Origin of the sequence: Streptomyces lunalinharesii, from assembly GCF_039532155.1 — a bacterium.
GTDB lineage: Bacteria > Actinomycetota > Actinomycetes > Streptomycetales > Streptomycetaceae > Streptomyces > Streptomyces lunalinharesii.
The window spans coordinates 1-24,390 of record NZ_BAAARK010000016.1; the positions used below are offsets into that span (position 1 = coordinate 1).

Consider the following 24,390-nt stretch of genomic DNA (forward strand, 5'->3'; position numbering starts at 1 on the left):
GTGACCTTCGACGCCGCGGGAGGCAGCCGAACGGTGTCGTTCGAACCGGACGACACCGTCGTCGTCTGGCGCTACCTCTACCAGGACAGTACGGCGGTGGCCGACCAACTGACCGACTGCGGGCTCCGGGTGCGCCTGCTCGAACACGGCGACCAGGACAGCCAGGTAGTCCTCGTCGCAGCGACGCCGGTGCCCTGACGGCGGCCCCTGAGCTGTCCAGGAGCCGCCGCGCACGGGGGAAGAGCGGGCCGGTCACCTCGGCCTCGGCGGGCTCCGCACGGGAGTACGGGAGGAACGGTCAATTGCCCCTCTGTGCCGCCTCCATGGCCGCCACCTGGGACACGAAGAACGGACGGTACTCCTCCGACCAGGCCAGGAAGTGCGTCGCCGTGGCCGGGCCGCCCGGCAGGTTCCGGGCCGCGTCGACCGCCGCCAGCAGGGCGTCCGTGGTCGTCTTCCGGTGGTACCGGTCGAGCAGCCACTGGCGCCCTTCGGCGCGCACGCCGTCCTCCGGGCGTCGGACGAGTTCCAGGGCGCGGTCCGCCAGCAGGCCCGTACGCAGGTCGGGTACGCGCCAGGCCGAGGGCGCGTCGAAGAGCTCCTCGCCGCCGCCCAACGGATAGCCGGCGACCAGGCAACCGCTCGCCAGCGCTTCGGCGACGGGCAGGCCGAATCCCTCTCCTTCCGGTGAGCCGAGCGCGACGAAGACCGACGTGTCGGCGAGGACCTGGGCGACCTCTTCGTGGCTCAACCCCCGGATGGGGCGCAACTCGACGCCTTCGCCGCGCGGATCGGCGCGGAGCAGCCGCTCCAGCAGCAGCGACTCGGCGGGGCGGTTGCGCGGCATCCACGCAATGCTCGCCACCCGCCGCTCGGCGGGGCGGAAGAGCTCGCCGTCGATGGGGTTCGGGATGAGCAGGGGCGTGGGCAGATACGGATGCGCGCGGCTGAGGACGTCGACGCTCTCCCGGGAGATCGTCCAGATGCCGGGATCGGGGGTGAAGCCCGGGTACCGGCCCACCGCGCCGCTGGTGAGGAAGGTGAGGAAGTGCCCCTGGTTGAAGACGACCTTGCGGGCGCCGGGCGCCGGGTCGTGTCCGGGCAGGACCGAGATCTCCGGGACGACCAGAAGGTCGTCGGCCGTCAGCTCGATCTCCATGCCCGACAGGGTGGGTACGCCGCTGTCGTCGAACCAGGCGTACCGGAAGCCCGGTGTCGGCGACCACCGGTAGGCGTCCACCCCTGCCTCCGCCAGCAACTTCACGTGCGCCGACAGAATGCGCGCGCCGCCCAGCGGGATGGGGTACTCGAAGTCGGCATAAATGACACGTCCGTTCATGACACGTCACACCTTTCGTCGGAGGGGAAGGAGGAGAGGGAGGAGAAGGGAGAGGGGAGTTCGGCTCAGCCGAACCAGGGCGGGGCCTGGGTCATCAGCGCGGGCTGCACCGCCCCGGTGGCGAGGAACGCCAGGTACGCGGCGAACGCGGGCCCGCCGGCGGTGTGCCGCGTCTGCCGGCGCGCGCGGAAGCCGACGACGCCCCAGACGACGAGGGCGAGTGGTACGGCCAACACCGCGAGCGTGGCGGGCCGTACCTCGCCCGCGTCTGCTCCCAGGGACACCACCGCGCGCAAGAAGCAGGCCGTGACCATGAGGAACGTGGCCACGCTGAGGCTCCACCGGGCGCCGAACGCCGTCGAGTAGAGCTTCTCGCCGGGCAGGGCGAATCGCGCCCGTACCGTCTTGCGCGCGATCTCCCAGTGCAGATAGGCCAGGAGGAAGGACAGCACCACGAGCGCGGTCGGCAGCGGCGGCGTCCCGGCGCCGGCGGAGGCGGCCAGCAGCGCCAGGTAGCAGATGAGTCCGGTCTTCAGCTGGATCGTGACGGCGATGTTCCCCCAGACGCTCTCGCGGAAGCGCTCGGACGCCTTCTCCAGCAGGAGCAGGAACACGCTGTAGGCCATGATCGCCACGCCCGTCACGACGGCCGCCGGACCGACGACGGCGCTCAGTGCCACGGCGGCGGCCGCCGCCCCCAGCAGGTAGACACGGATCGCCGCGGCATCCGTCTCGCCGGTCACGAGGGGGCGGTCGGGGTGGAACTCCCGGTCGTAGTCGAGGTCCTTGACCTCGTCGACCGCGCGCATGAAGAACAGAATCACGAACAGCGCCAGCGCGGCGCACACCTGCTCCGCGACGCCGGGGCCCACCGCCGCCCCAGCGGGACGCAACGGCGCGAGCGCGCCCAGCACGCCCGCCGGCCACAGCACGACGTACGCCAGGTAGCGCAGGGCAGGGAAGCGCCGGGAGAAGAACCGCCAGAAGGCGCGCAGCGGCCTCACCGGGGGGCCTCGTCCAGGATCACGACGCTGCCGGTGCCGCCGTCGACCTCGATGAGGCTTCCCTCGGGGATCCGCCGGGTCGCGTCCGGCACCCCCACGATCGTCGGTATGCCGAACTTCCGGCCGGTGATGGCGGTGTGCGACAGCAGGCTGCCGCGTTCGACGACGATGCCCTTCGCGGCGAGCATGAGGTAGAGCCAGCCGGGATCGGTCTCCCGGGTGATGAGGATGCTGTCGGCGGGGAACTCCCCGTCCAGGGCCGGGTCCGACAGAATGCGCGCGTATCCGCGGACCTTTCCCGGGCAGGAGCCGAGACCGCGCAGCCCGTCGACGCCCTCCGTGCCGTCCGGCGACACGTCCTCCTGCTGCGGCACCGATGTGGCCACCACGTCGCCGGTGGCGAACTCGCGCACCGGCCGCAGCGCCCGGGACTTCTCCAGGTCGCGCCTCCTGACCGCGACCAGTCCGGCCAGGTCGCGGGTGGAGCCCGTACCGTCCACAAAGCCGAAGAGCTCGTCGAGATCGAGGAAGAACACGTCCTCCGGGTCGCCGAGCACTTCGCGGCGGTGCAGCTCCACACCCAGGGCGCGGATGACCTGCTTGCTGTAACCGAACAGCTCACTGCGCATGTACCGGCCGGCTTCCCGGTAGTACAGGGTGGTGCGCAGCCGGTCGAACAGACCGAGCAGCACGGCGCGCCGCAGCCGGGCTCGCGGCAGTTTGGAGCGCAGCAGTGCCTCGCCCGCCAGGCGCGTGCTGCGTTCCACCTCTTCCATGTCCGCGACGGTCAGGTCGCTCGCGGCGTACTGTTGGACGAGCCGGATCAGCTCCCACGGCGTGTCGCGGAGGTTGGACTTCTCCAGCTTCAGTTCCGCGATGCCGCGGTCGCCGTACTGCTCGATGTGCCGGTGCACTTCCTCGGTGAAGTCGTGTGGGAGCTTGCCCGCCGCCAATCGGTCCCAGATGGCGCGTGGTGGGTCGGCCAGGAACAGATCGTGCAGTCCCGCGTCGCTGCGCACCCGCTCGGCCAGCCGTACCGCGCTCAGCGCGATCTCCGCGCCTTTGAGCTGCCGGCCGCCGCACAGCAACTGGCTGAAGAGGGTCTCCTGCTCGTCGACGCCCCAGCGGTCCATGGCCAGCTCGACGGCTTTGTGGAACAGCACCATGAACTGGTAGTTGACGAGTGTGATGCCCCAGAGCTGTCCCGCCGTGCGCCAGGTGCGGCGGTAGTCGGCGACGAGCTTGAGTGGATGCTCGCTCGTCGTCGAACCGGTCCGCACCTCCCGCAGCAGCCCGCTCCACTGCTCCTGAAAATCCTTGAAGTCGCGGGGCAGGGTCTGGTAGGCGCGCGCCACCCGGCCCCATCCGGTGACCAGCCGGACCGCCCGGCGACCGCGTGCGCGAAAGCCCGTGGGCCTGTCGGAGGTGTGGTGGTAGAAGGTGTCGAGTTCGGCGACGAGACGTTCCCAGTCGCGCCGGACGCTGTCGAAGATCGGCACGGCGGACAGCATTTTGATGAAGGCGTTGATGCTGTGGTAGATGCGGTTGTCGAGAAACCCGAGCAGTCGGGTCATCGTCTCGTGCAGATCGTGCAGTTCGCTCTCGGGGACTCCGCTGCGGCGCAGGTAGTCGTGGTTCAGCAGCCAGTAGAAGCGGCGCGCCACCGAGTACGTCATCGGGGTCGTCGTGTCCGGGAAGCTCTCGGACACGTTGGCGCTGCTCCAGATCCGGTGCCGGTCGGCTTCGATGGTCACGGGTCGCGACTGCACCACGTGCACGAGGCCGTCCTCGGTGAAGGTCGCCTCGATGTCCTGCGGCTCGCCGAAGATCTTCTCGATGTCCTTGCCGAGGTCGGCCAGCGCCCTGGCCTCCTCGTCGCTCAGCACGGGAACGTCGACGCGTTCGCTCGCCACGGCGATCTCGACGGTTCCGTGTCCCCGCTCGCGGTCGAGGGTCACCATGGTCGTCTTGCGGGCCACGACGCTCTCGACGTTCCCGGTGCGCGAGTGCACGAAGTAGTGGTCGGCCGGGGCCTTCTCCTGGACGACGCCCTCGCCGATGCCCCAGCTGGCGCTGATCACCGTGTTGCGCGCGTAGCTGGTGGGGTCGCAGGTGAACAGGACGAGCGAGCGCTCACCGAAGACCATGCGCTGGACGCCGACGGCGACGGACAGCCCGGAGAAGGGCAGCCGCTGACGGTGCCGGTAGAGCAGTCCCTCCGGGCTGAACGCCGACGCCCAGCACTTGAGCACCGCCTCCTTCACCCCGGACCGCGGGACGTACAGGAAGCTGTCGCTCATGCCCGCGAACGGGTTCCGTGCCGAGTCCTCGCCCTGGCCCGCGGCACCGATGACCGAGGCCCGCACCGCCAGCAGCGGGCCGTCGGGGAAGTCGGCGGCCAGCCGGCGTTCGAGGGCCGTCTCCACCTCGGAACCGAGTCCGGCGTGGGCGATGACCTCACGGATTCGGGCGCTGGTGGCGCACACCTGGTCCCAGTCGTCCAGGTCGGTGTTGCGCACCAGGGAGTCGATGGCGCCCCCGACCGGCGCCACCGCCCGGTGGTAGGCCGCGCCGGTGAGGCAGAACAGGCCCGGGACCCGGACGCCCCGCTCCTGGAGGGTCTTGAGCCGGGCGAACTTCCAACCGACGCTGTCCGGGGTCATGCCTTCGCCGAGTGTCTCGATGAGTGTCTCGTTCATGAGGTTTCCTGTTCGGGTGGGTACGCCCGGTAGGAGCGCACCACCGTTTCCGGTGGTTTCGCGGTCAGTGCGGTTCCGATCTCGCTCTCCAGGAGGCCGACGTCGGCCCAGTGGGACCGGGTGACCAGTTCGAGTCGCTCCGCGAGCCGGGACGCCCGTTGCCCGGGGAACACGGAGCTCAGGGCCCTTACCGGAGCGGCCGGCAGCCAACGCAGGGGGTCCGGGCTCGGCGGGGCCGCCACGACGTCGAACAGGTCTTGCAGGGTCACGGGTCTGCGGTAGGCGACGTTCACCGCCGTGCGTACGGGCGTGCCGTACGCGGCACGCTCCAGCACCCGGCGCGCGAGCTGCGCGATCACCGAGCCGTAGTCGTCCACGTCGATCACGCTGAAGTAGGTCCGGTCCGCTGGCACCCGCAGCGGCAGCCGCCGAAGCCGGCTGATGCCGGGCAGGAACGCGGTGTCGTCCCGGCCCGTGATGAACCGCGGCCGCAGCAGATAGGCCGTTGCGTCGCGCCGCCGCATGGCCTCGGCGACCTCGTGCTCGGCGCCCAGCCGGGCGTGGCCCAGAGCCGTCGACGGCCGGGCGGGGGCCGTCTCCGTCACCCGGATCTGGGCGCCCCTGCCGTAGACGGACATGGAGCTGCCGAGCAGCACGCCCTTCAGCGAGTCGGGGGCCGCGCCGATCAGGGCGCGGGTGCCCGCCACGTTCACGGCGTGCAGGACGTCCTGGTCGCGGCTGCGGTTCTCGTTGGCGAGATGGATCAGGACGTCGGTGCCGGGCGGCGGGAAGTCGGCGGGCAGCCGCCCCGGGATCTCGCCCCGCACGTAGGTGACGAACGGCAGCCGCCGCGTGGGCGGTTGCCGCACCAGGGCCGTGACCGGCCAGGGCGACGCCATTCCCGACAGGTGCCGCAGCAGCGCGCCGCCCACGTAGCCGGTGGCCCCGGTCAGGGCGATCCTGGGCAGTCGGCCCGTGCGCGGTGCTTGCGTCACCATACGAACGGCACGAGCCGTTTGCGGCTCGCCATGAAGTCGCGGTATCCGGCGACGGTCGACATGACCTTCTCCTCGACGGAGATCCGGCGCACGACCGCGGGGACGAACAGCAGCAGCAACAGCGCGGCGCTCAACGGATTGAGGAAGTACGCCACCAGCCCGAGGTGCGCGAGGATCATCCCCGCGTAGGCCGGATGCCGCAGCAGCCGGTACGGTCCGGAGGTGGCGACGCGGTGCTGGGCGTCCTTGCGCACCCGGTGCGAGTAGAAGGCGCCGAGTGTCCGGATCGAGACGAGCCGCAGCGCGATGCCGGCCAGCAGGACCAGCAGCGGGCCGGTCGCCAGGAGCGGCGCCCCGTCCGGCAGGGGACCGTAGAGCGCGGCGAGGACGGTCGCGAACCGTGACAGCCCGTAGACGATCTCCGTGCCGTGGTCGTCCTCGGTGTCCTGCATCCCGGCTGTGCGGAAGGTGATGCGCGCCTCCAGCAGGACCCAGCACAGATAGACGCCGATCATCACCGCCGGCATCGGGAAGGCGGGGCTCGCGGTGTCCCGCGCCGCCCGGACGAGGGCCCCGGCGCCGGCCAGGAGCCCGGTGAAGAAGAAGAGCGCCGGGAACTTCTCGGTGATCCACCGCTTCATGCCGTCGCCTCCGCCGTCTTCGCAGCGGCCTCGCGCATCCGTTGGTACGCGGCCGGAGGTACGGCGCGGGCCTTGAGGTGCAGGTGACCGACCTGTGCCCCGTCGACCTGGACGGCGATGTCGATCCCGCCACGGGCGCGGCCCTTCAACGGGCTGACGTGGCAGACCAGTTCGGGGGCGGCCGGCCAGGTCGCGGTGTCGGTGAGCGTCAGGTGGATCGACATCAGGATGTACTGCCAGTCGGTGGGGATGTCCCATGCGGTGTGGGAGGTGATGGTCGCGGTCTGCCGGATCGCCTCCACCAACACGGTCGTGGGATGCACATCGGGCCACCGGTCGGCGGGCGGACCGATCATGACGGTGGTGTAGCTGTGCTCGCCGGTCTGCCGCAGCGGCCCGATCAGGACGTTGTCCGAGGACCTCTTGTGGACCAGCTCCGCGGGCGCGCGCCGCGGGCGGTCGCGTCCCGGTGCCCGTCCCGGCGCCTCGGCGAAGAGCTCCCGCCGCGGAGCCGGCTCCAGCCGCAGTGATCCGGTGCAGACGCTCGTCCCGTCCTGGCGCACGTCCAGTGTGAACGTGCGCGTGCCTGGCCCGTTCTCCCTGAGATGGACGAGGGCCTCGGAACCGTGCTCGCACAGGCCGTTGAACGTCAGATCGAGGTCCTGGACCCGCAGGGGACCCGCGGCGCGCCGGCCGGCTGCCTGCTCCGCCCGGTGCAGGGCGGTGTCCACGAGCAGCATTCCCGGTATGTGATCGAGGGGGTGGTCGAAGAAGAAGGTATGGGTGTCGTCCGTGCTGATCTTGGCGGTTTCGCTGATCGGGGCGCGGTCCGCGTCGTGCGCCGGGTTCACCGTGTCGGTACTCATGGAGTGCTCCGGGTGTGCTCGGGGTGCTCGGGACGGGTGACGGAGGATCGGTGCGGTCGCGGGGTCACCCGGTCCATCGCACCGGCAGTCGGCGCACGCCGCGGACGAGCATCCCCGGGATGTACACGAGGGGTTCGGAGGTGTCGAGTCGCAGATCGGGGAAGCGCTCCAGCAGGGCCCGGACCGCGGCACCGGCTTCGAGCCGGGCCAGCGGGGCGCCCAGGCAGTAGTGGATGCCGTGGCCGAAGGAGAGGTGTCCGCGCGCGGTGCGGGTGATGTCGAAGCGTTCGGCGTCCTCGAAGCGTTCGCCGTCCCGCCCGGCCGCGGCGAGCGACACCAGCACCGGATCGCCCTTCTCGAAGCGGGCGCCGCAGAAGTCCATGGTCTCGGTGGCGAACCGGTACGTCGAGTTCTCCGTCGGGCTGTCGTACCGCAGGGTCTCCTCGACAGCGTTGCCGGTGAGGGAGAAGTCGGCCCGCAGCAGCGCGAGTTGGTCGGGGTGGCGGAGCAGCGCCAGCACGGTGTTCGAGATGAGGCCGACGGTGGTCTCGTGTCCGGCTGCGAGCAGCAGGAAGGCCATGCCGACGACCTCTTCGGGGCTCAGCCGGTCGCCCTCCTCGTCGGTCGTGCGCAGCAGGGCGCTCAGCAGGTCGTCCCCCGGTGCTGTGCGCTTCTGCTCGATGAGGCCGGTGAGGTAGGCGTTGACCGCCCGCACGGCCTCGCCGGTCGCCTCGTCGGAGGAGGAGGCCACGATCTCGTTGGTCCATCCCCGGAACGACTGCCGGTCCAGGTCCGGGACGCCGAGCAGCTCGCAGATCACCGTCATGGAGAGCGGGAAGGCGAGGGCGGCGACCAGATCGGCCCGCCCGTCCGGGGCCTTGGCCATCGAGTCCAGGAGGTCCGCGGTCAGGGTGTGGACGCGGGGAGCCAGTGCCTCGATCCGCCGCGCGGTGAACGCGCGGGTCACCAGGGCGCGCAGGCGCGTGTGCTTGGGCGGATCGCTCTCCACCATGTTCTCGTTGATCGGCAGCGCGTCGGCCGGCCAGACCCCCTGGGAGCGCCAGTCCTTGCTCAGGCGCTCGTCGGCGAGGATGCGGCGGCCCTCCTCGTTGCGGACGACCAGCCAGAAGTCCCGTTCCTGGCCGGGGACACGGACCCGGTGCACCGGTCCCTTCGCGCGCAGCTCCGCGTAGACGGGATAGGGGTTCTCGACGAATCGCGCGCCGTACGCGGCGAGGTCGACCACGGCCTCTTCCCGCGCGCCGTGAGTGGTCTTCGCGTTCATGTGCGGCAGTCCTTCCCTGGAACGTCGTCAGTTCAGGTGCGGATGCCATCTTGTGAAGCGATTGTGTCGACCTGAGGTAGGAGAGAGGTCGGCGCCGGCTCGACTGTGCCGCGACGGCGTGTCAGCGGTACGTCCGAACGGGGTCGACGGCGTGTCAGTCGCGTATCGGCTCCGCCGCCGGGCCACGGGGCAGCCGTACGAGGGCCACGGCGCCCGGGCCGTCCGACGCGTTGCCGAACGTCAAAGTGGCGCCGATGACGTGGGCCTGCCCGAGCGCGATGGTCAGCCCGAGTCCGTGTCCCCTGCCGCGTTCACGGGCGCCGGTCCGGAACCGCTGAGGGCCGTCGTCCAGCAGTCCGGTGGGAAAGCCGGGCCCCCTGTCCCGTACGGAGACGGTGGGAACGCCGGTGTCGGCATCCACGCCGACCGTGACCGCCACGGGCGGACGGCCGTGCCGGTGCGCGTTGACGACGAGGTTGGCGACGATGCGCTCCAGTCTGCGGGGGTCGGTCCACACGCGTACGTCCGTCGGGTGGGTGGCACCCCCGACGAGCACCGTCGCCGGAACCCCGACCCGCTCCACGGCCTCCTCCAACAGCGGTACCAGCGCGCAGTGCTGCGGGTCCGCGCGCTCCACGCCCGCGTCGAGTCTGGAGATCTCCAGCAGGTCCTCCACCAGCGCGCACAGCGCGCGCACCCGGTCGCGCACATAGCGTTCCGCCTCACCGTCCGGCAGGAGTTCGGCGGCGGTGACCAACCCCATCAGGGGCGTGCGCAGTTCGTGGGCGACGTCCGCGGTGAAGCGCTGTTCGCCGCGCAGCCGTGCCTGGAGGGAGGCCGCCATCGAGTCGACCGCACCGGAGATCTCGGCGATCTCGTCGAACGGGCGGGGCATCGCGGAGATCCGGGCGTCCAGGTCACCGGCGGCTATCCGGAGGGCGGTGCCCGCGGCTGTCCGCAGTCTGCGACTCATCTCCCCGGCGACGAGCCAGATGGGCGGCAGCACGACGACGATCGCCAACAGGCCGTCCCGCAGAATGGACTTGTTGAAGGCCTCCAGGTCACCCAACGTGGTGCTCAAGGAGTGCCGTACCGACAGGGTCCGGGTGCCGGCGGGGCGCGCGGCCCACATCGCGGGACCGTCGGGACCGTCCGCGTACTGGGTGCCCTGGCGCCCCTCGCGCACCAGCGCCCGCAACTTGCCAGGCACCTCGGTCGCGTCGAGTTCGGCCCCGGTTCCGGCGACCAGGCCCGTACGCGAGTAGGACGTGGCGGCCCGGTCGAGCGTGAGCATGGTGATCGAGCGGGACTGTTCCAACGTGAAGGCGTGCGAGGCGCGGTCGACCAGTATCTCCAGGACGATGACGGTCACACAGGTCGCCGCGGCCACCAGTCCCGCGATGCGCCACCGCAAGGACCGTGAGGGGTACCAGGCCCAGGTCGCCGGAGAGGACGGCGGGTGCAAAGGCATCGTCAGCGCCGCAGCTTGTATCCGAAGCCGCGTACGGTCTCGATCCGGTCGGCGTCGACCTTGGCACGCAGCCGCTTCACGTGCAGGTCGACCACGCGCGTGTCGCCTTCCCAGGCGTGGTCCCACACCTTTCGCAACAGCGTCCTGCGTTCCAGCACGACGCCCGGCGACTCGGCGAACGCGAGCAGCAGCCGCAGCTCCGTGGGCGTCAGCGCCACGATCTCGCCCGCGCGCCGCACCTCCATTCCGGAGGTGTCGATGGTCAGTTCCCCGAAGGTGAGGACGGGCCGGGCGTCCGCCGCGCTGCCGTCGCGTGCGGGTTCTTCGCGTGCGGACTCCCCGGACAGGGACCCGAAGGAGGCGCGGCGCAGCAGCGATCGTATGCGTGCGACGAGCACCGCGCTCTCGCACGGCTTGACCACGTAGTCGTCCGCGCCCGCCTCCAGCCCGGAGATCACGTCCAGGTCGTCGCCGCGTGCGGTCACCATGAGGACCGGCGCGAGGCTGAACTCCCTTATTTTCCGGCACAGTCCGATGCCGTCGAGCTGCGGAAGCATCAGGTCGAGCAGCAGCAGATCCGGGTGCGCGCTCCGGAAGAGTTCGAGGCCGGTGAGGCCGTCGGCCGCGGTGGAGACGGTGAAGCCGTAACGCTGGAGCGCGATGCGGACGGTGTCGCGGATGACCGCGTCGTCCTCCACGAAAAGGATGTGCGGACCGGCGGGCTCGTCATGGAGGGCGGGGGTTGCGGTCATGGCAATGTCCTCGCTGTTCCGGTGCGGGATGGCAGGACGCCGGCGAAGGCCGGGGGGAGCCTGGGCGCGCCGTGCGGGAAGAGAAGGGCATCGGCACGGGTTGGGCGCCGGTCCGACGTGTCGACGGGAGGACCTTCGGGGGTCGTCGTCCCGTCCGGCTCCGATGGGAAGACGCTCGTCGGCTGCGGCAGATCCGCCGTCGTGCCCGCGTCCCGTACCCCGGTGTCGGACGCGTATCCGGCCACGGCCACGCTCAAGACGATCGCTGCGACGGCCGTGATGGCTGTGATGGCCGTGAGGGAAACGGCCCGGCCCAGTCTGGTTCCGCACGACGGCGACCGGCGGCGGTCGTCGTCTCTCCGAGACCGCGCCGCGCCCGCCCGTGTGTGTACTAAGCGTGAAGAGCGCATTGAGAGGAGCCTAGCGGTGGCCACCACTGCGACCCCGGGGCCGAATAACACAACCGAAATTAGGAGAAGCCGCAGTCATTCGGACCCGCGGGGCCACGTCCCGGCATCGCTGCCGCGCCGCCACACGACGCGCGTCAGGAGCGGACCGGCGGTGCTAGCATCCCCGCGTGATCATCGAGGTTGACAGACTCTAGCCGCTTCGAAGGCGGCGTTCCCGGGTGCGCGTTCACCATCCGTCGTGAGCGTGCCGTACCGCACGTCTTGGCGCGGGACCGCTTCCGTGCGTGCTGTCACTCTCTGCTCCCCGGGCCGTGAGTGTGCTCACCGGTCCCTTCGTGGCTCACCGGTCCCCTCGTGAGTGCCGTTCCCTTCCTTCCCCCCACACCGTGTGCGCTGATCCTCTTCGTGCCCGGTGAGGGGCGACGACGGACGCGCGCGGGTACCGGGCCGCCCGTCCCGGTCGACGTCGGCTGCCGGAGGCGTATCGTGCCGGCCCGCCTGCTGCGGTCGACCACGAGCCCCAACGGGACCACCGTTCGCCCCACAACGGGCCGATTCCCCCCTCACGCTTCGTTCACGAGGAGAGACACCAGTGCCGCACCGCACGATTCCCGACTTCCCCTTCGACCGCGCTCCCGGCTGCCCTTTCGACCCACCGCCGCACTTCGCCGCCTTACGCGCACAGGCCCCGCTCGCCCGGGTACGGATCTGGGACGGACAGACACCCTGGCTCGTCACCCGTTACGAGGACCAGCGCGCCGTGCTGGCCGACCCGCGCTTCAGCGCCGACCCGAGCAGGCCCGGCTTTCCCGCACCGACGGCGGGCTTCAAAGCCCAGGGCCGCCAGGAGGTGCAGGCCCTGAGCATGCAGGACGATCCGGAGCATGCGCGTCAACGCCGCATGCTCATCGGTCGCTTCACGGTCAGACAGGTCACCACGATGACTCCGCGGCTGGTGCAGATCATCGACGACCTGCTGGACCGGATGCAGGCCGCCGGGCCCCCGACCGACCTCGTCGAAGCCTTCGCGCTGCCCATGCCCTCCCTGGTCATCAGTGAACTGCTCGGCGTCCCCCGGCAGGACCACGCCCTCTTCCAACGCGTGGCCGGCACGATGATCTCCCGGGAGAGCACCGTGCACGAGTTCACCGCCGCCCGCACCGAACTCGCCGACTTCCTCGGCGAGTTGATCCGTCGCAAGGACCACGATCCGGGTGACGACCTGCTCAGCTCGCTGGTCGTCACCCGCCTGCGCACCGGCGAACTCACTCCCGCACTCCTCGTCGAAACCGCGATAACGCTGCTCGTCGCCGGGCACGAGACCACCACCAACCAGCTCGCCCTCGGGACACTGGTGCTGCTGCGCAACCCCGACCAGCTCGCCGTCGTCCGGGACAGCGACGATCCCGCCCGGGTGGCGTCGGCCGTCGAGGAACTGCTGCGCTACCTGTCCATCACCCAGAACGGGCTCTCCCGGGTCGCCACGGAAGACGTCGAGATCGCAGGCCGGCTCATCCGCGCAGGCGAGGGCGTGATCGTGCCGAACGCCTCCGGCAACCGCGACGCAGGCGCCTTCCGCGACCCCGACCGGTTCGACGTCGGCAGGCCGGACGTACGCGGACACCTCGCGTTCGGCTACGGCACCCACCAGTGCCTGGGACAGAACCTGGCCCGCAAGGAACTCCAACTCGCCTACCCGGCCCTGTTGCGCCGCTTCCCCGGACTGCGCACCACTCTCCCGGACGAGGACATCCGCTTCAAACACGACATGATCGCCTACGGCGTACACCAACTGCCTGTCACCTGGTGACTGCAACTCCCCACTGCCTGCGCGTTCCTACAACCTGTGCGCCGCTCACCGCCTGCGTGCTCCTCCCCGCCCCCACTCGGCTCTACCGCCCAAGCACCCGGCACGTGCCGACGCACGGCCCACACCCGTCCAGAGAAGGAATCCATGAACACCCACCCCGTGCCGGAAGACGACCCGCAACAGACCCCCACCACTCCCCCACGGACCACCGGCCCGGCAACACCCGTCGATCCGGCAACACCCGTTGATCCGGCGACCTCCGCAACTCCGACGGACCCGACCGCATCCGGGACCCTCGCGACTCCCGAGGCACCCACCACTCCGGCGGACCGGGAAGACCAGCCCGCCCCCGTACCGTTCGACCCGGAAGCAGCAACCGTCCTGGACGGGCTGGGCGACCTGCGCGGCGCCGAGCCGTCGTCACCCGCGGACGTGCCGCGGTGGCGCGCGCACCTCGCCGCGACCGCTCCCGATCCCACGCTGGAGGAACTGCGCGACGGCGGAACCTTCGAGGTGACGGGGCGTGCAGCACCAGGACCCGACGGAGCGCCGGACGTCCCGCTGCTCATCGCCCGCCCGGTGGGACTGCCCGACGGCGCACCCGTCGTCTACCACCTGCACGGCGGCGGCATGATCGGCGGGACCGGCCGCACCGGCATGCCCGGCATCCTGCGCGAGTGGGCCGCACCCCTCGGGCTCGTCGTGGTCTCCGCCGACTACCGGCTGGCTCCCGAACACCCGTACCCGGCGGCCGTCGAGGACTGCTACGCAGGGCTGGTGTGGGTGGCGCGGCACGCCGCGCAGATCGGCGGCGCCCCGGAGCGGATCGTCATCGCGGGCGGCAGCGCGGGCGGCGGGCTGACCGCGGCCGTCACGCTCCTGGCGCGCGACCGGGGCGGACCACGCCTCGCCGGCCAACTGGCCATGTGCCCCATGCTCGACGACCGCAACGACACCCCCTCCGCCCGGCAGATGGCCGGCCACGGCGTGTGGGACCGGCGCGCCAACGAAGTCGGCTGGACGTCGCTGCTCGGCGAGACCCGCGGCACCGACCGGGTCCCGCCGTACGCGGCACCCGCCCGCGCCACCGACCTGTCCGGCCTGCCGCCGGCCTACATCGACGCCGGCGCCGCCGAGACCTACCGCGACGAGGGCATCGCCTACGCCACCCGCATCTGGCAAGCCGGCGGCGACGCCGAACTCCACGTCTGGTCGGGCGGATTCCACGGCTTCGACCAGATCGCACCCGACACCACCGTCGCCCGCGACGCCCGCGAAGCCCGCGTCCGCTGGCTACGCCGCATCCTCAACCGCTGAACCGACCACACCCGACCACACCGACCACACCGCCCCCGTTGCCCCACCGACCCCGTGGGGCCTGATCCCCTCCCGACAACCGATCATGTCGAAATGAGGTCCGCAGCCGGCGGAGGCGCCTGAAGGCACGGGTCGAGCAGGCCCTGCTACAGATCGGCGCGCCACCCGCAACGGCTGCGGAACCGCTGGCACTGGGATTAGCCAGGCAGGGGCCTGTTCAACCGCCCAACGCACCATTCCCAGTCCGGAACCGCGGACGACACCACGCCAACCGATCCGATCACCGGCTTGATGCCACACCTCCACAGCAGACTGCCGGACGTGTCGTACGTGCCGGACGTGCGGGTGCGGCCCGGTGGCTGACCTCAGTTCGGCTTGCGCCACACGGAGATGTGCTTCGCGGAGTCCTGAGTGAACGGCGCCCCGTCCCAGTCCGCGACGCGACGATCCAGCTCCAGCCCAGCGATCCGGGCCATCAGGTCGAGTTCCGCCGGCCAGGCGTACCGGTGCCGGGAGTTTTCGCGGCGGTAGCGGCCGTCGGCGCCATCGCGGGTGAAGTGGTGCGAGACGAGAATCTGCTCGACCAGGTCGAAGGTGTCGAAGCCGAGATGCCGGTCGGAGACGTCGAACGGCACCGCGACCTGGCCGGGCGGCAGATACCGCAGCGGCGGCACGCCCAGCTCGATGACGAACCGGCCGCCAGGTGCCAGGTGACGTGCGGCGTTGCGGAAGCACTCGACCTGCTCGTCCTGCGAGAGCAGGTTCGTGATCGTGTTGTAGACGAGATAGACCAGGGTGAACTCGCCGGGGACGACAGTGGTGGCCATGTCCCCGATGGCTACCGGGAGCGTGTCCTCGTCGATCTTGTGCCGCAGGACCGCTGCCATGTGCTCGGACAGTTCGATGCCCGCTACCGGCACGCCGCGTTTCCGGAGCGGGACGCCCACTCGTCCGGTTCCGATGGCGAACTCCAGCGCCCGGCCGTCTCCGGCAAGCTCGGCGAGGAAGGTGAGAGTCGGTTCGAGAACGGTGGCCGAGGACATCTCGGCCTCCTCGGCGTCGTAGCGGTCGGCGGTCGCACGGGTCCACAGCTCACTGCTCGTCACGGGCGGCCACTTTGCCGGTTGACGAGGGACGCTGTCGACGCATTTACCTTCCACCCTGCACGCCGCCAACGGCGATGCCCCCGGTCCCTGCCCCTTGAGGGCGAGGGCGGGGGCGTCGCGCACCGGGTAGCGCTCGGGTGGGTATCAGCCGTGCTCGGCTTCCGGTGTGCCGCCGAGGGGCTCTGCGAGGCAGGGGCGCACCGGTTGGCCAGGGGTATGCAGCCAGACGTACTCGCTGCTGGCCGTGACGGTGAGTCCGAAGTCCTCGGCCGCGGGACGGCCGAGGTTGTCCCATTCCTGCCAGGCAGTCTCGATCTCATGCCACAGGTCACGGTCTCCGAATTCGGTGACGGTGCCGTCGGCGTCCGCGATGGCGCCCGACCCTTCACCGTCGATGGCCCAGACGCGCAGCGCTTCGTCGTGGCGGCCGTCGATCAGCGTGACACCTGGTACCCGGGCGCTCGCGTACAGGGCGAAGCCGGGCGTCAGCATGTCCTGCGGGATGACCGCGGTTTCCCGTGATCGCGGGTTGGAGGTGTCCGGTGCGTCGCCGGTATGGGCACGGTGGGAGCGCATGGGCATGTAGGTGGCGGTGCCGGTGAACGGGCCGGTGGCACTGCCGTCCTCGGCCGCGACGAGGCGGACCAGTGAGCCGCACCAGAAGTCGCCGACGCGGGGCGCTACCAGCACGCCGCCGGGGTGGAGTTGCTTGATCAGCTGGTGCGGGATGTGCCGCAGGGCGCAGGTGGCGATGATGCGGTGGTAGGGGGTGCCGGCCGGCCATCCGTGTTCGCCGTCGGTGACCACGAGCCGCGGTCGGTATCCGGCGGCGGCCAGGTTCGCGTCGGCTTGGGCGGACAGTGCGGCGTCGATTTCCACGCTGGTGACGTACTGGTCCCCCTGGTGTGCGGACAGCAGAGCCGCGACGTAGCCGGTGGCGGTGCCGATCTCCAGCACCTGCTGCTCGTCGCGCACGTCGAGCAGGCCCAGCATGCGCGCGACCATGGACGGCTTGGAGTTCGAGGAGGTGGCGACACCGGGCCCGTCCTCGGCGCCGTCGTCGACCTGGGTCACTACCGGCTCGTCGGCGAACACCAGTGCCGTGCGCTCCGCGGCGGTGGTGACCAACCGGCAACGGTCGACGTCCTGGCGCCACACGCGCTCGGGCAGGAACGGATCACGCGGGGTGCGTTGCCACACCGCGCGCCATGCGGGGCTCAACAGACCGCGCTCGTCGAGTTGTTGGACGAGCGCGGCGTGCCCCTGGAGGGCGTTGGTCATCGGCTCATGCCGCCTTGGGCCGGTCGCCGTCGGGCGAGGGCGGAGTGGGCGGCGGCGTCCACGGCTTGTCCGAGGGCTGGCCGGCGTGCCGGCCGTCGTCTGCCGCGAGGAGTTCCACGCTGCTGTTCCTTCCGGTCGAGTGCTGCAGGTGCTTGCTGGTCTCACCGGTGCTGGCCGGGTGGGCCAGGGCGTTCGGGTCAGTCCTGTTTGGGTTCCGGCGCGGGGTCGACGAGGAAGCCTCGCAGCGGCCGATCGTCCTCACTGGCAATCGCGATCTTGGCGATTCGCAGGGAGGCAACGATGTCGGCGTATTTTGGGTTGATCCACTCCATGGCGGTCCTTCCGTCGCGGAGTTGGGAGGCTATCCCTTGGGCTTGGGGTGGGGCACGATCGGACCACGGTCGTCGCGGTGCTGGCAGTTGGCGGCCACTGCGATCAGGTCACCGTCCGGCGGGCCCCACAGGTCCAGGTCCACGCCGTACCCGGTCTCCTCGATCAGAGCCGCGGTGCGGTCGATGGCGTCCTGGTTGTACCGGGTCGGATCCGGCTCCTCGGGCTGGCGGTGCACGACCGCGCCGAGCTTGCCGCACAGTTCGGCGTACGTCGTCGTGTGCAGAATGAGCGCGTGCCAGCCGGCGTCGACCACGCGGGACGGGACAAGGCGCACCTCGGGCAACTGGACGCAAGCAGCGACGAACGCCAGCGCCTCGTTCAGGATCGCCGCGGCGTCGTCCGGTTCAACGTCGGGGTTGTCGCTCTGGATGGTGGCGCACACGGCGTCGTACTGCTGTGGCGACAGTAAGGACCGGGCAGACTTGCCCATGGTGTCTCCGTAAGTTGTTAGGCGGCCTGGGAGGGCCGGACCCGTCCCGGCCGCGCTGTCCGGCCAGGACTACCGGCCGGGAGGGGGCCTGTGGTCGTGCGGCCAAGCGCGGCTTGCACTGGAGCGGTGGCCGGCCGGGCCTTCCCACGAGTCCGAGCGGCCGGTGCTCCGCACCTCCCGCACGCCACGGAGAGGGAAGGTGCGGAGCGGCCTGGCGACCGTCGGGGGCCAGGCGCCGTCCGGCCGGGTTCGGCCAGCCACCCGGACGGAGTCGGGTTATGGCACCACCGGCCGGGCGGCGCCTTCCAGGTACACCGCGCCGCCGCCGATCTTGTGCACGTACAGAGCAGCCTGCACCCGCGCGGCCGTGTGCGGCTGTGCTGCGTCCGCGAGCTGGTCCGGGACGATGAACGCGAACTCGCTGAACTCGGGCTCTTTCAGCCGGACTTCTGCCTCGGGGGAGAGTTCGCCGCAGTCGAAGATCAGGTTGCTTCCCTCGGCCCGCCCGGCCGTGGCCGGCATGTAGTGCTCGACAAGCAGCAGGCCGGGGGTGGCGTGCAGTCCGGTCTCCTCCAGCACCTTGCGGCGCAGCGCCGCGAGGGCGGATTCGCCGCCGACGGCGCACCCTCCGGGCAGGCACCACGGGAGTTCGTCCCGGTTGCGCTTGCGGAGCATCAGGGGGTGGCCGGCGGTGTTGCGGAAGAGGGCGAGGGCGCCGATCCTGCGGCCGTCCGGGTCGGTGAACTGGTCCCTCGTGACAGTCACTTGGCTCACCTGCCGCTGCCGTGGTTGCGGGCGACGTCCGCAGCCTGTTCGGCGGCGAGGTCGTGCAACACCTCGTGCACCGCGGGCGGTAGACCCTGGTCCCGGGCGGCGTTGGCCGTCTCGCCGAGGGAAGCGATATCGTTGAAGAACTGCTCGTCGTCGGGGGTGGATTGGGGCATGGCTGTGTCCTCGTCGTGGGGTGCAGGAGAGAGGTGCGCCCGCCCGCTGCCGGCAACCAACCTGGGGCGGGCGCTGCGCTCCCCGTCTGCCACCGCCGGGTGAAAGGAAGAAAGCCCCGGGGTGGCGGTGGGGAGCGCGCCCGGCGATCCGTGCGCCGGGAGTCTGGGCGATCAGGTGGCGGGGGCCTGCTCGTCGTTGAGGCAGTAGGGGCAGTTGACCCGGCGGAACCACTCCTCGACCTGGTCCTCCGGAGCGCCGTCGCCGCACTTCGGGCGCTGCTTGCCGGCGACCCAGACGAGTTCGTGGACGGTGATCACGTCTTCGCCGATGGTTCCCGCCATCACGCCGTACGGGGGTTCGTTGGTCGTCGTCATCGCCGCGCCCATCGCAGTTCGAGGCCGAACTCGGGGAGCCGGGTGCGGTGGCCGCCCTTGTGCTGGTGGCGGCCGTCGCACCGGGCCCACCTCGGGTGGCCGAGGGGGCGGTGCGGGACGGGCCACGGGTGACGCGCGCTGCACTGCCGGAATCTCACGCTCGTCTCCCCGCGGCAGGCGTGGTGCGGGCCGCTCCATGGCGGGGCTTGTACTCGTCGCGGCCGGCGGTGAAGTGTGCCAGCAGCCATTGGCAGTCCCGGGCGCGCTGGTGCACCTCGGCGTCAGCAGACAACAGGCCCTTGCCCAACGGGAAAGCCATGTGTTTCGAGATCCGGTCGAGGCGGTAGCGGTCCGGCGGTTGAGGGACGGCGCTCTGCCGGGCCTCGGCGAGGAGCAGCGCAACGTGACCACGCAGCACCTCGTCCGTAGCCGCGAGTTCCTCCCGACTCGGCCGGATCGATCCGAAGCCGAGCGCCCGGCGGATCGTGTCGGCGATCGTGTCACTGTCGATCAGCAGGGGCTGGGGTTGGCTGCTGGCTCCGACGAGGAAGGCAACGCGGCTTGCGGTGGCCTTCTCGTCGCCGACTTCACCCACCTCATAGCCGTACGTGGTGACATACCGGCCACTTACGGCAGTCACGTTTTCACTCACGGCTGAGTTGAGCGGGTTTCCTACAGTTAGGGTCTTCTTATCGGCTTCTGTGGCCGTGACCCCATGTTCCCGAAGATGATCGGCCAGAATGACGACCGAGTCGACTCTTGCGTCCATGCCCCAAGTTCACAGCTGTGGAAGCTCGCTCGGCATCTGACAACCTATGACATGGAGTTGATCATGACTCTGACCATCACCATCACCGGAACGCGGTCAACCGGCCACCACCAACTCACCTGGTACACCGCGCTTTTCGCGCGCTACCTCGGGCCATTCACCGACGCAGCAAACCGGTTCTACGTCGGCGGGGCAAAAGGCATCGACTCGCTGTCGCTTCTCTGGCTCGCAGGCCACTCGAAGGCCCCTGTCACCGTCGTTGTTCCTGGCACACTCGATCAACAGCCGGCAGAGGCACAGCAGGCGGTCAACCACTGTCGGGAGCGGATCAGCGAGGTGGTTGAACTCCGTGCTCCTGAGCTGCGGACACCCGCCTACTACGCTCGGAATCGATACATGGTCGACCGATCCGACATGGTGATTGGGTTCCCTCTAGAGGGGGGCGAGCGCACGTCGGGCACCTGGCAGACGATCAATCACGCTGCTGAGAACCAGCAGGCCCGTCTCATTGTCCCAGTGTGACCGACCGTCTCCGGGCATGATGGGCGCATGAGCGACCACGGCCGACACGTCGGCGCCGCCACACTCAAGCGTCTGCGTCGCAGCAGAGGCATGTCGTTGGCCGACGTTGCCCGTGCTCTCGCCGAGGTGGCTACGCGCCTTGGACAGCCGCTCGGCAGCAGCATCCCCAGCGTCCAACGATCCGTTGCCCGCTGGGAGAGTGCAGCGCCCATCTTGCCCAGCGCCCGGTATCAACTCCTGCTCGCGCACGTGTACGCCGTCGAGGCCGGCGGTCAGACGGCCCTGGGCCCCGGGTCGGATTTCGCGGAACTGCTGGATGCTCTGCTGCACCTAGGGGAGAGCGAGCAAGCTGTAGGCGAGCTACGCCGTTTACTCGTACGGTCGTCCACGGACCGCGGCCCAGATCTGCTCGCCATTCTCGGCCCTCAGGCCCGCACGACGCTCGCCAGCGCGCTCACCTATCCGCAGCACGCGGACGAGGCTCTGCTCACCGTGTTGAGCACGGCAGTCCACGACGTGAATCGAGAGGTGGGCAGCCTTCCGTTTGTGCGACTACAGCTGCTGCTGGCTCCCGTCATTGAGACCTGCCGCAGATTGCTCGACAGCGACGTACCTGCGCCGGTCGTGCCGGGACTCCGAGCAGTGGCTGCCCAGGCTTTCACCCTTGCGGGGCGCCTCGCTTTCGAAACACGGGACGACGTTCTATCCCGCAGCCTCTATCTCGCAGCCGCGGATGCCGCCGGCAACATTGGCGCCCCTTGGCGCCGGGCCGTGGTCCACATGAGCCACGCTCTTGTCACTCTGTACTCAACGCCCGGCCTCCAGGCAGCACGACACCTCGTCGACGCTGCCGTTCGTGACGCGCGCGCAGGTCAGAGCACCACAGTGCGAGCCCGCGCCCACGCCCTGCAAGCGGAGATCATCGCGCGAACCGGCGGAGCGCAAGCAGAGCGACAAGCACGGGCAGCACTCGCCCTGGCCTGGTACGACCTCGACACCGACACCGACACCGACACCGATCCCTCCACCTCGTCCTTCACCCGCGCTCACCTGCGCGGCTTCGAGGGCGTCACGTCGCTGTACGTAGGTGATGCCGCCGCTGCACACGACGAATTCGCACGGTCCGCGCAAGCCTTGACACGGCCACGCGAGCAAGTACAGCGCGCCATCGTCACCTCAGACCAAGCGCTGGCACTGCTACGCCTCAATGATCCACAATCCGCCGCCGCGCTCCTCCACGCGTGCCTTGATGCAGCCGCCGCAACAGGAGGGCGAGTGGTGGTCACTCGGCTACGGCGCGCCCGACGCGAATTGCAGCCGTGGCGCCAAGAGCCGTGGGTGGCCGATCTCGACGACCACATCATGGATCTCATGGCCATTTAGGCTGTCCGCCGCTTGGTTCGACTCCTACCTCCTCGGTCGACTCCGAGCTGAACGACCAAGGCGCGCACCCTGCCGAAGCGGGGCGGGCGCCTTGATGCCAGAGTGGTCAGGTGCGGCGCCGGTCGGGGGCGAGGACAGCCGGCGGTGATGTTGACGGGCTGGGGCCCGGCGACGCGGGAGCGCCGTCGCGGCAGCACACCAGCGCATCCGGATCGCCCGGCGGGACCTGGAGCCGGTACCCGGCCTGACAGGTCTGCCCGTCCCGCTGTCCCGTCCTTCCCCGCCGCCCCCGCAGGACCAGCCAGCCCCGGAACCGTCCTTCCCATAGCTGCCGGCCGTCCCCGTCCGCCCGGGTGCACCTGACGGCCCCACCGCCCCGGGCTTCCCCTGCGGGCCTGTCGCGCCGACCGGCCCCGGGATCGGCACCGGCACCCGCGCCCGGTCGGACAGGCCCGCGATGGCCTGCGACGGATCCGGCGCAGCCGGATCCCAGCCGACCGCTTTCACCTGCACCCGCAGCGTGCGCACATCAGACGCCAGCGTCGACGCCGCCGAGCCGCGCCGGTCGGCCGCGGCCGCGAGCTGATCGGCGCGGCTGGCCTCGGACGTGATCCCGGCCCAGATGATCAGTACGGCACCGGCGAGCGCGACGAGCGTGCGGACGAGCGCGAGGTACCGCCAGCAGTCCGCGAGGGCCCGCTTGGTGCGGCGGACAGGTGCCGGCCCCCAGGGGCCCCCGCGTGCAGGGACGCCCTCCCCCCGTCGTTTCGACGGTGCGAACCTCGAAGCTACCCCGCGGGCGCGGGAACAACGGCGCGCCCCCTGCGGTGACCACGGCGCTCCCGACCCGATGGGTCACGAAGCCACCACGTTCGACAGCTGTGCCGTCCTGCTCAAGGCGGGCGCGGCGCGGTACTGCGCATCGGCCGACAGCTGCCCGCACCGGTCAGCCGGATGCAGCGGACACGAGGGCCTCGACCGGCCGGTCCGCCGCATGCGGCCGACCATGTTGCCCGGGCCCGCTTGGCGCGGGTTCGGTGAGAGGCGGCCCCGGCCGTGTCCCGGTGCTGGGAGTCGTGAGCCCGCTCGTTGCCCGCCACAAAGGCCGGCGGCGTGCGCCACGGTGCGGACCCACACGGCCAAGGCCAGGGGAGATTCTGTGCACGGCGGGAACACTGGCCCAGCCAGCACTGTTGCACCGGCTGAGGAACCGGTGTGCCGCGCGACGGGGAACGCAGGGACCAAGAGATCGCGGCCCTCGACGCCGCGGGGAGGCGCGCCCATCTGGTATCGAGGGGCGCCTGCTCGTACGCCCGCCGCGGACTCAGACTTATACCTTTTCACCCAGGAGGACCGTTTCATGAATGACTGGCCCTTGACGCTCATGGCCGTACACGCCCACCCCGACGACGAGGCCACAGGAACGGGAGGTGTCCTCGCGCGGTACGCAGCGGAGGGCATTCGCACCGTCCTGGTGACGTGTACCGACGGCGGTTGCGGTGACGGACCAGGCGGCGTCAAGCCGGGTGACCCCGGACACGATCCGGCGGCCGTTGCCTTGATGCGGCGTCAGGAACTCAAGACGAGCTGCGACATCCTCAAGATCAGTCATCTGGAGATGTTGGACTACGCCGACTCCGGGATGATGGGCTGGCCGACCAACGACACCCCTGGATCTTTCTGGCGGACCCCTGTGGAGGAAGGCGCTGACCGGCTCGCTGAGCTCATGCGCCGCTACCGACCCGACGTGGTCGTCACCTACGACGAGAACGGCTTCTACGGCCACCCCGACCACATTCAGGCCAACCGCATCACGATGGCGGCGCTGGCGAAGGTCGAGCTGACACCCAAGGTGTACTGGACGACAGCGCCCCGTTCGATGATGCAGCGGTTCGGGGAGATCATGCGCGAGTTCGGTGCGGACGACCACGAGCCGGATCCCGCCGAGGCCGCCGCGATGGCCGAGATCGGACTCCCCGACGAGGAGATCACCACCTGGGTGGAAACCAGCGACTTCGGCGGTCAGAAATTCGATGCACTGGCCGCCCACGCCAGCCAAGGGGAGAACATCTTCTTCCTCGGGATGGGCCGGGAGAAGTTCACCGAGTTGATGGGCCTCGAAACCTTCGTACGCGTCCAGGACACCACCGACGCGGCCGTGCCCGAGAACGACCTGTTCGCCGGGCTGCGCTGATCCAGCCCGGTCCGGACCCTCGCTCACCCTGAGGGATGACGGGTGCCGACCGTGCGATGTCGTACAGCGTCAGCGGGTGTCTTCGCCTGGGCCGAGCGCACATGCGGACTCTGGTGACCTGGTGGCGGTCAGCGTCGCGGCAGACGGCGATCTGGGAGTGCGATGTCGGACCGGGACTGCCTGCGGTACGCGGACCAGCAGCCCGACAGACATGTGCAGCGCCGCGCGATCGCGGCAGCCCTTGCGGGTTCCCGGGGCTTCCGAAGCGGAGTGGTGGGCGGTTGCCGGATGGCGGTCGCGCGGGGAGGTGGTGGCCAGGGCGTGGCCACGTGAGTTCGGGAGGATCGGAGCCGTGCCGGGCAGGCGGTCGTCGCGGTTCGTGCCGGGCCGCGGTCGCACGG

At 70.4% G+C, this 24,390-nt stretch carries 22 protein-coding genes and 1 pseudogene; 6 read left to right on the top strand and 17 right to left on the bottom strand.

Annotation, left to right across the window (positions count from 1 at the left end; all coding sequences use genetic code 11):
- Positions 1-198: pseudogene (locus ABD385_RS23085) on the top strand (L-histidine N(alpha)-methyltransferase); the annotation flags it as partial.
- Between the two features lie 100 nt (positions 199-298).
- Here the strand turns inward: ABD385_RS23085 and ABD385_RS23090 are convergent.
- The 9 genes from ABD385_RS23090 to cseB all read right to left on the bottom strand — a co-directional run bounded on the left by ABD385_RS23090 (position 299) and on the right by cseB (position 11,055).
- Positions 299-1,339, bottom strand: coding sequence for a glycosyltransferase family protein (locus ABD385_RS23090; RefSeq protein ID WP_344579238.1), 1,041 nt, complete (start codon positions 1,337-1,339; stop codon positions 299-301).
- A gap of 65 nt (positions 1,340-1,404) precedes the next feature.
- A complete protein-coding gene (locus tag ABD385_RS23095) occupies positions 1,405-2,343 on the bottom strand; it encodes a hypothetical protein (protein WP_344579240.1) in 939 nt (312 codons plus the stop codon).
- Positions 2,340-5,042, bottom strand: a complete 2,703-nt coding sequence (locus ABD385_RS23100) for a PEP/pyruvate-binding domain-containing protein (protein WP_344579241.1) — start codon at positions 5,040-5,042, stop codon at positions 2,340-2,342. The genes ABD385_RS23095 and ABD385_RS23100 overlap by 4 nt, the downstream gene beginning before the upstream one ends.
- Complete coding sequence (locus ABD385_RS23105; protein ID WP_344579242.1) at positions 5,039-6,037, bottom strand: NAD-dependent epimerase/dehydratase family protein; 999 nt, start codon at positions 6,035-6,037, stop codon at positions 5,039-5,041. The genes ABD385_RS23100 and ABD385_RS23105 overlap by 4 nt, the downstream gene beginning before the upstream one ends.
- Positions 6,034-6,681, bottom strand: coding sequence for a methyltransferase family protein (locus ABD385_RS23110; protein WP_344579243.1), 648 nt, complete (start codon positions 6,679-6,681; stop codon positions 6,034-6,036). The genes ABD385_RS23105 and ABD385_RS23110 overlap by 4 nt, the downstream gene beginning before the upstream one ends.
- Entirely contained in the window at positions 6,678-7,547 is an 870-nt protein-coding gene (locus ABD385_RS23115; RefSeq protein WP_344579245.1) for an AfsA-related hotdog domain-containing protein, read from the bottom strand. The genes ABD385_RS23110 and ABD385_RS23115 overlap by 4 nt, the downstream gene beginning before the upstream one ends.
- Before the next feature lie 64 nt (positions 7,548-7,611).
- Entirely contained in the window at positions 7,612-8,832 is a 1,221-nt protein-coding gene (locus tag ABD385_RS23120) for a cytochrome P450 family protein (protein WP_344579246.1), read from the bottom strand.
- Positions 8,833-8,986: 154 nt separating this feature from the next.
- Positions 8,987-10,246: a sensor histidine kinase gene (locus tag ABD385_RS23125; protein WP_344579248.1), complete on the bottom strand. Its 1,260-nt coding sequence runs from the start codon at positions 10,244-10,246 to the stop codon at positions 8,987-8,989.
- A gap of 59 nt (positions 10,247-10,305) precedes the next feature.
- Positions 10,306-11,055, bottom strand: coding sequence for a two-component system response regulator CseB (gene cseB, locus ABD385_RS23130; RefSeq protein WP_344579251.1), 750 nt, complete (start codon positions 11,053-11,055; stop codon positions 10,306-10,308).
- 1,002 nt (positions 11,056-12,057) lie between these two features.
- Between cseB and ABD385_RS23135 the strand changes: the two genes are divergently transcribed.
- Positions 12,058-13,275, top strand: a complete 1,218-nt coding sequence (locus ABD385_RS23135) for a cytochrome P450 (protein ID WP_344579253.1) — start codon at positions 12,058-12,060, stop codon at positions 13,273-13,275.
- A gap of 144 nt (positions 13,276-13,419) precedes the next feature.
- The gene (locus ABD385_RS23140; protein WP_344579255.1) at positions 13,420-14,592 is read left to right on the top strand and encodes an alpha/beta hydrolase; all 1,173 of its coding nucleotides are present in this window, start codon (positions 13,420-13,422) and stop codon (positions 14,590-14,592) included.
- A gap of 365 nt (positions 14,593-14,957) precedes the next feature.
- On the opposite strand, the gene ABD385_RS23145 is transcribed toward ABD385_RS23140, so the two are convergent.
- From ABD385_RS23145 to ABD385_RS23180, 8 genes are all read right to left on the bottom strand, one after another.
- The gene (locus ABD385_RS23145) at positions 14,958-15,698 is read right to left on the bottom strand and encodes a class I SAM-dependent DNA methyltransferase (protein WP_344579257.1); all 741 of its coding nucleotides are present in this window, start codon (positions 15,696-15,698) and stop codon (positions 14,958-14,960) included.
- 144 nt (positions 15,699-15,842) lie between these two features.
- Complete coding sequence (locus tag ABD385_RS23150; RefSeq protein ID WP_344579260.1) at positions 15,843-16,979, bottom strand: methyltransferase domain-containing protein; 1,137 nt, start codon at positions 16,977-16,979, stop codon at positions 15,843-15,845.
- 197 nt (positions 16,980-17,176) lie between these two features.
- The gene (locus ABD385_RS23155; protein ID WP_344579262.1) at positions 17,177-17,311 is read right to left on the bottom strand and encodes a hypothetical protein; all 135 of its coding nucleotides are present in this window, start codon (positions 17,309-17,311) and stop codon (positions 17,177-17,179) included.
- Positions 17,312-17,340: 29 nt separating this feature from the next.
- On the bottom strand, positions 17,341-17,802 hold the full coding sequence (locus ABD385_RS23160) for a glycine-rich domain-containing protein (protein ID WP_344579264.1): 462 nt from the start codon (positions 17,800-17,802) through the stop codon (positions 17,341-17,343).
- A gap of 276 nt (positions 17,803-18,078) precedes the next feature.
- Positions 18,079-18,567, bottom strand: a complete 489-nt coding sequence (locus tag ABD385_RS23165) for an NUDIX domain-containing protein (RefSeq protein ID WP_344579267.1) — start codon at positions 18,565-18,567, stop codon at positions 18,079-18,081.
- A gap of 5 nt (positions 18,568-18,572) precedes the next feature.
- Entirely contained in the window at positions 18,573-18,746 is a 174-nt protein-coding gene (locus ABD385_RS23170) for a hypothetical protein (RefSeq protein WP_344579270.1), read from the bottom strand.
- A gap of 171 nt (positions 18,747-18,917) precedes the next feature.
- Entirely contained in the window at positions 18,918-19,121 is a 204-nt protein-coding gene (locus ABD385_RS23175) for a hypothetical protein (protein WP_344579272.1), read from the bottom strand.
- A gap of 154 nt (positions 19,122-19,275) precedes the next feature.
- Positions 19,276-19,890: a DUF6415 family natural product biosynthesis protein gene (locus tag ABD385_RS23180; RefSeq protein WP_344579275.1), complete on the bottom strand. Its 615-nt coding sequence runs from the start codon at positions 19,888-19,890 to the stop codon at positions 19,276-19,278.
- A gap of 63 nt (positions 19,891-19,953) precedes the next feature.
- Here ABD385_RS23180 and ABD385_RS23185 point away from each other — a divergent pair, with 63 nt between their 5' ends.
- From ABD385_RS23185 to ABD385_RS23195, 3 genes are all read left to right on the top strand, one after another.
- Positions 19,954-20,412: a hypothetical protein gene (locus ABD385_RS23185; RefSeq protein WP_344579277.1), complete on the top strand. Its 459-nt coding sequence runs from the start codon at positions 19,954-19,956 to the stop codon at positions 20,410-20,412.
- A 27-nt stretch (positions 20,413-20,439) separates the two neighbouring features.
- Positions 20,440-21,795, top strand: a complete 1,356-nt coding sequence (locus ABD385_RS23190; protein ID WP_344579280.1) for an NsdA family TPR-like regulatory protein — start codon at positions 20,440-20,442, stop codon at positions 21,793-21,795.
- Between the two features lie 1,360 nt (positions 21,796-23,155).
- A complete protein-coding gene (locus tag ABD385_RS23195) occupies positions 23,156-23,989 on the top strand; it encodes a PIG-L family deacetylase (protein ID WP_344579282.1) in 834 nt (277 codons plus the stop codon).
- Positions 23,990-24,390: the final 401 nt, after the last annotated feature.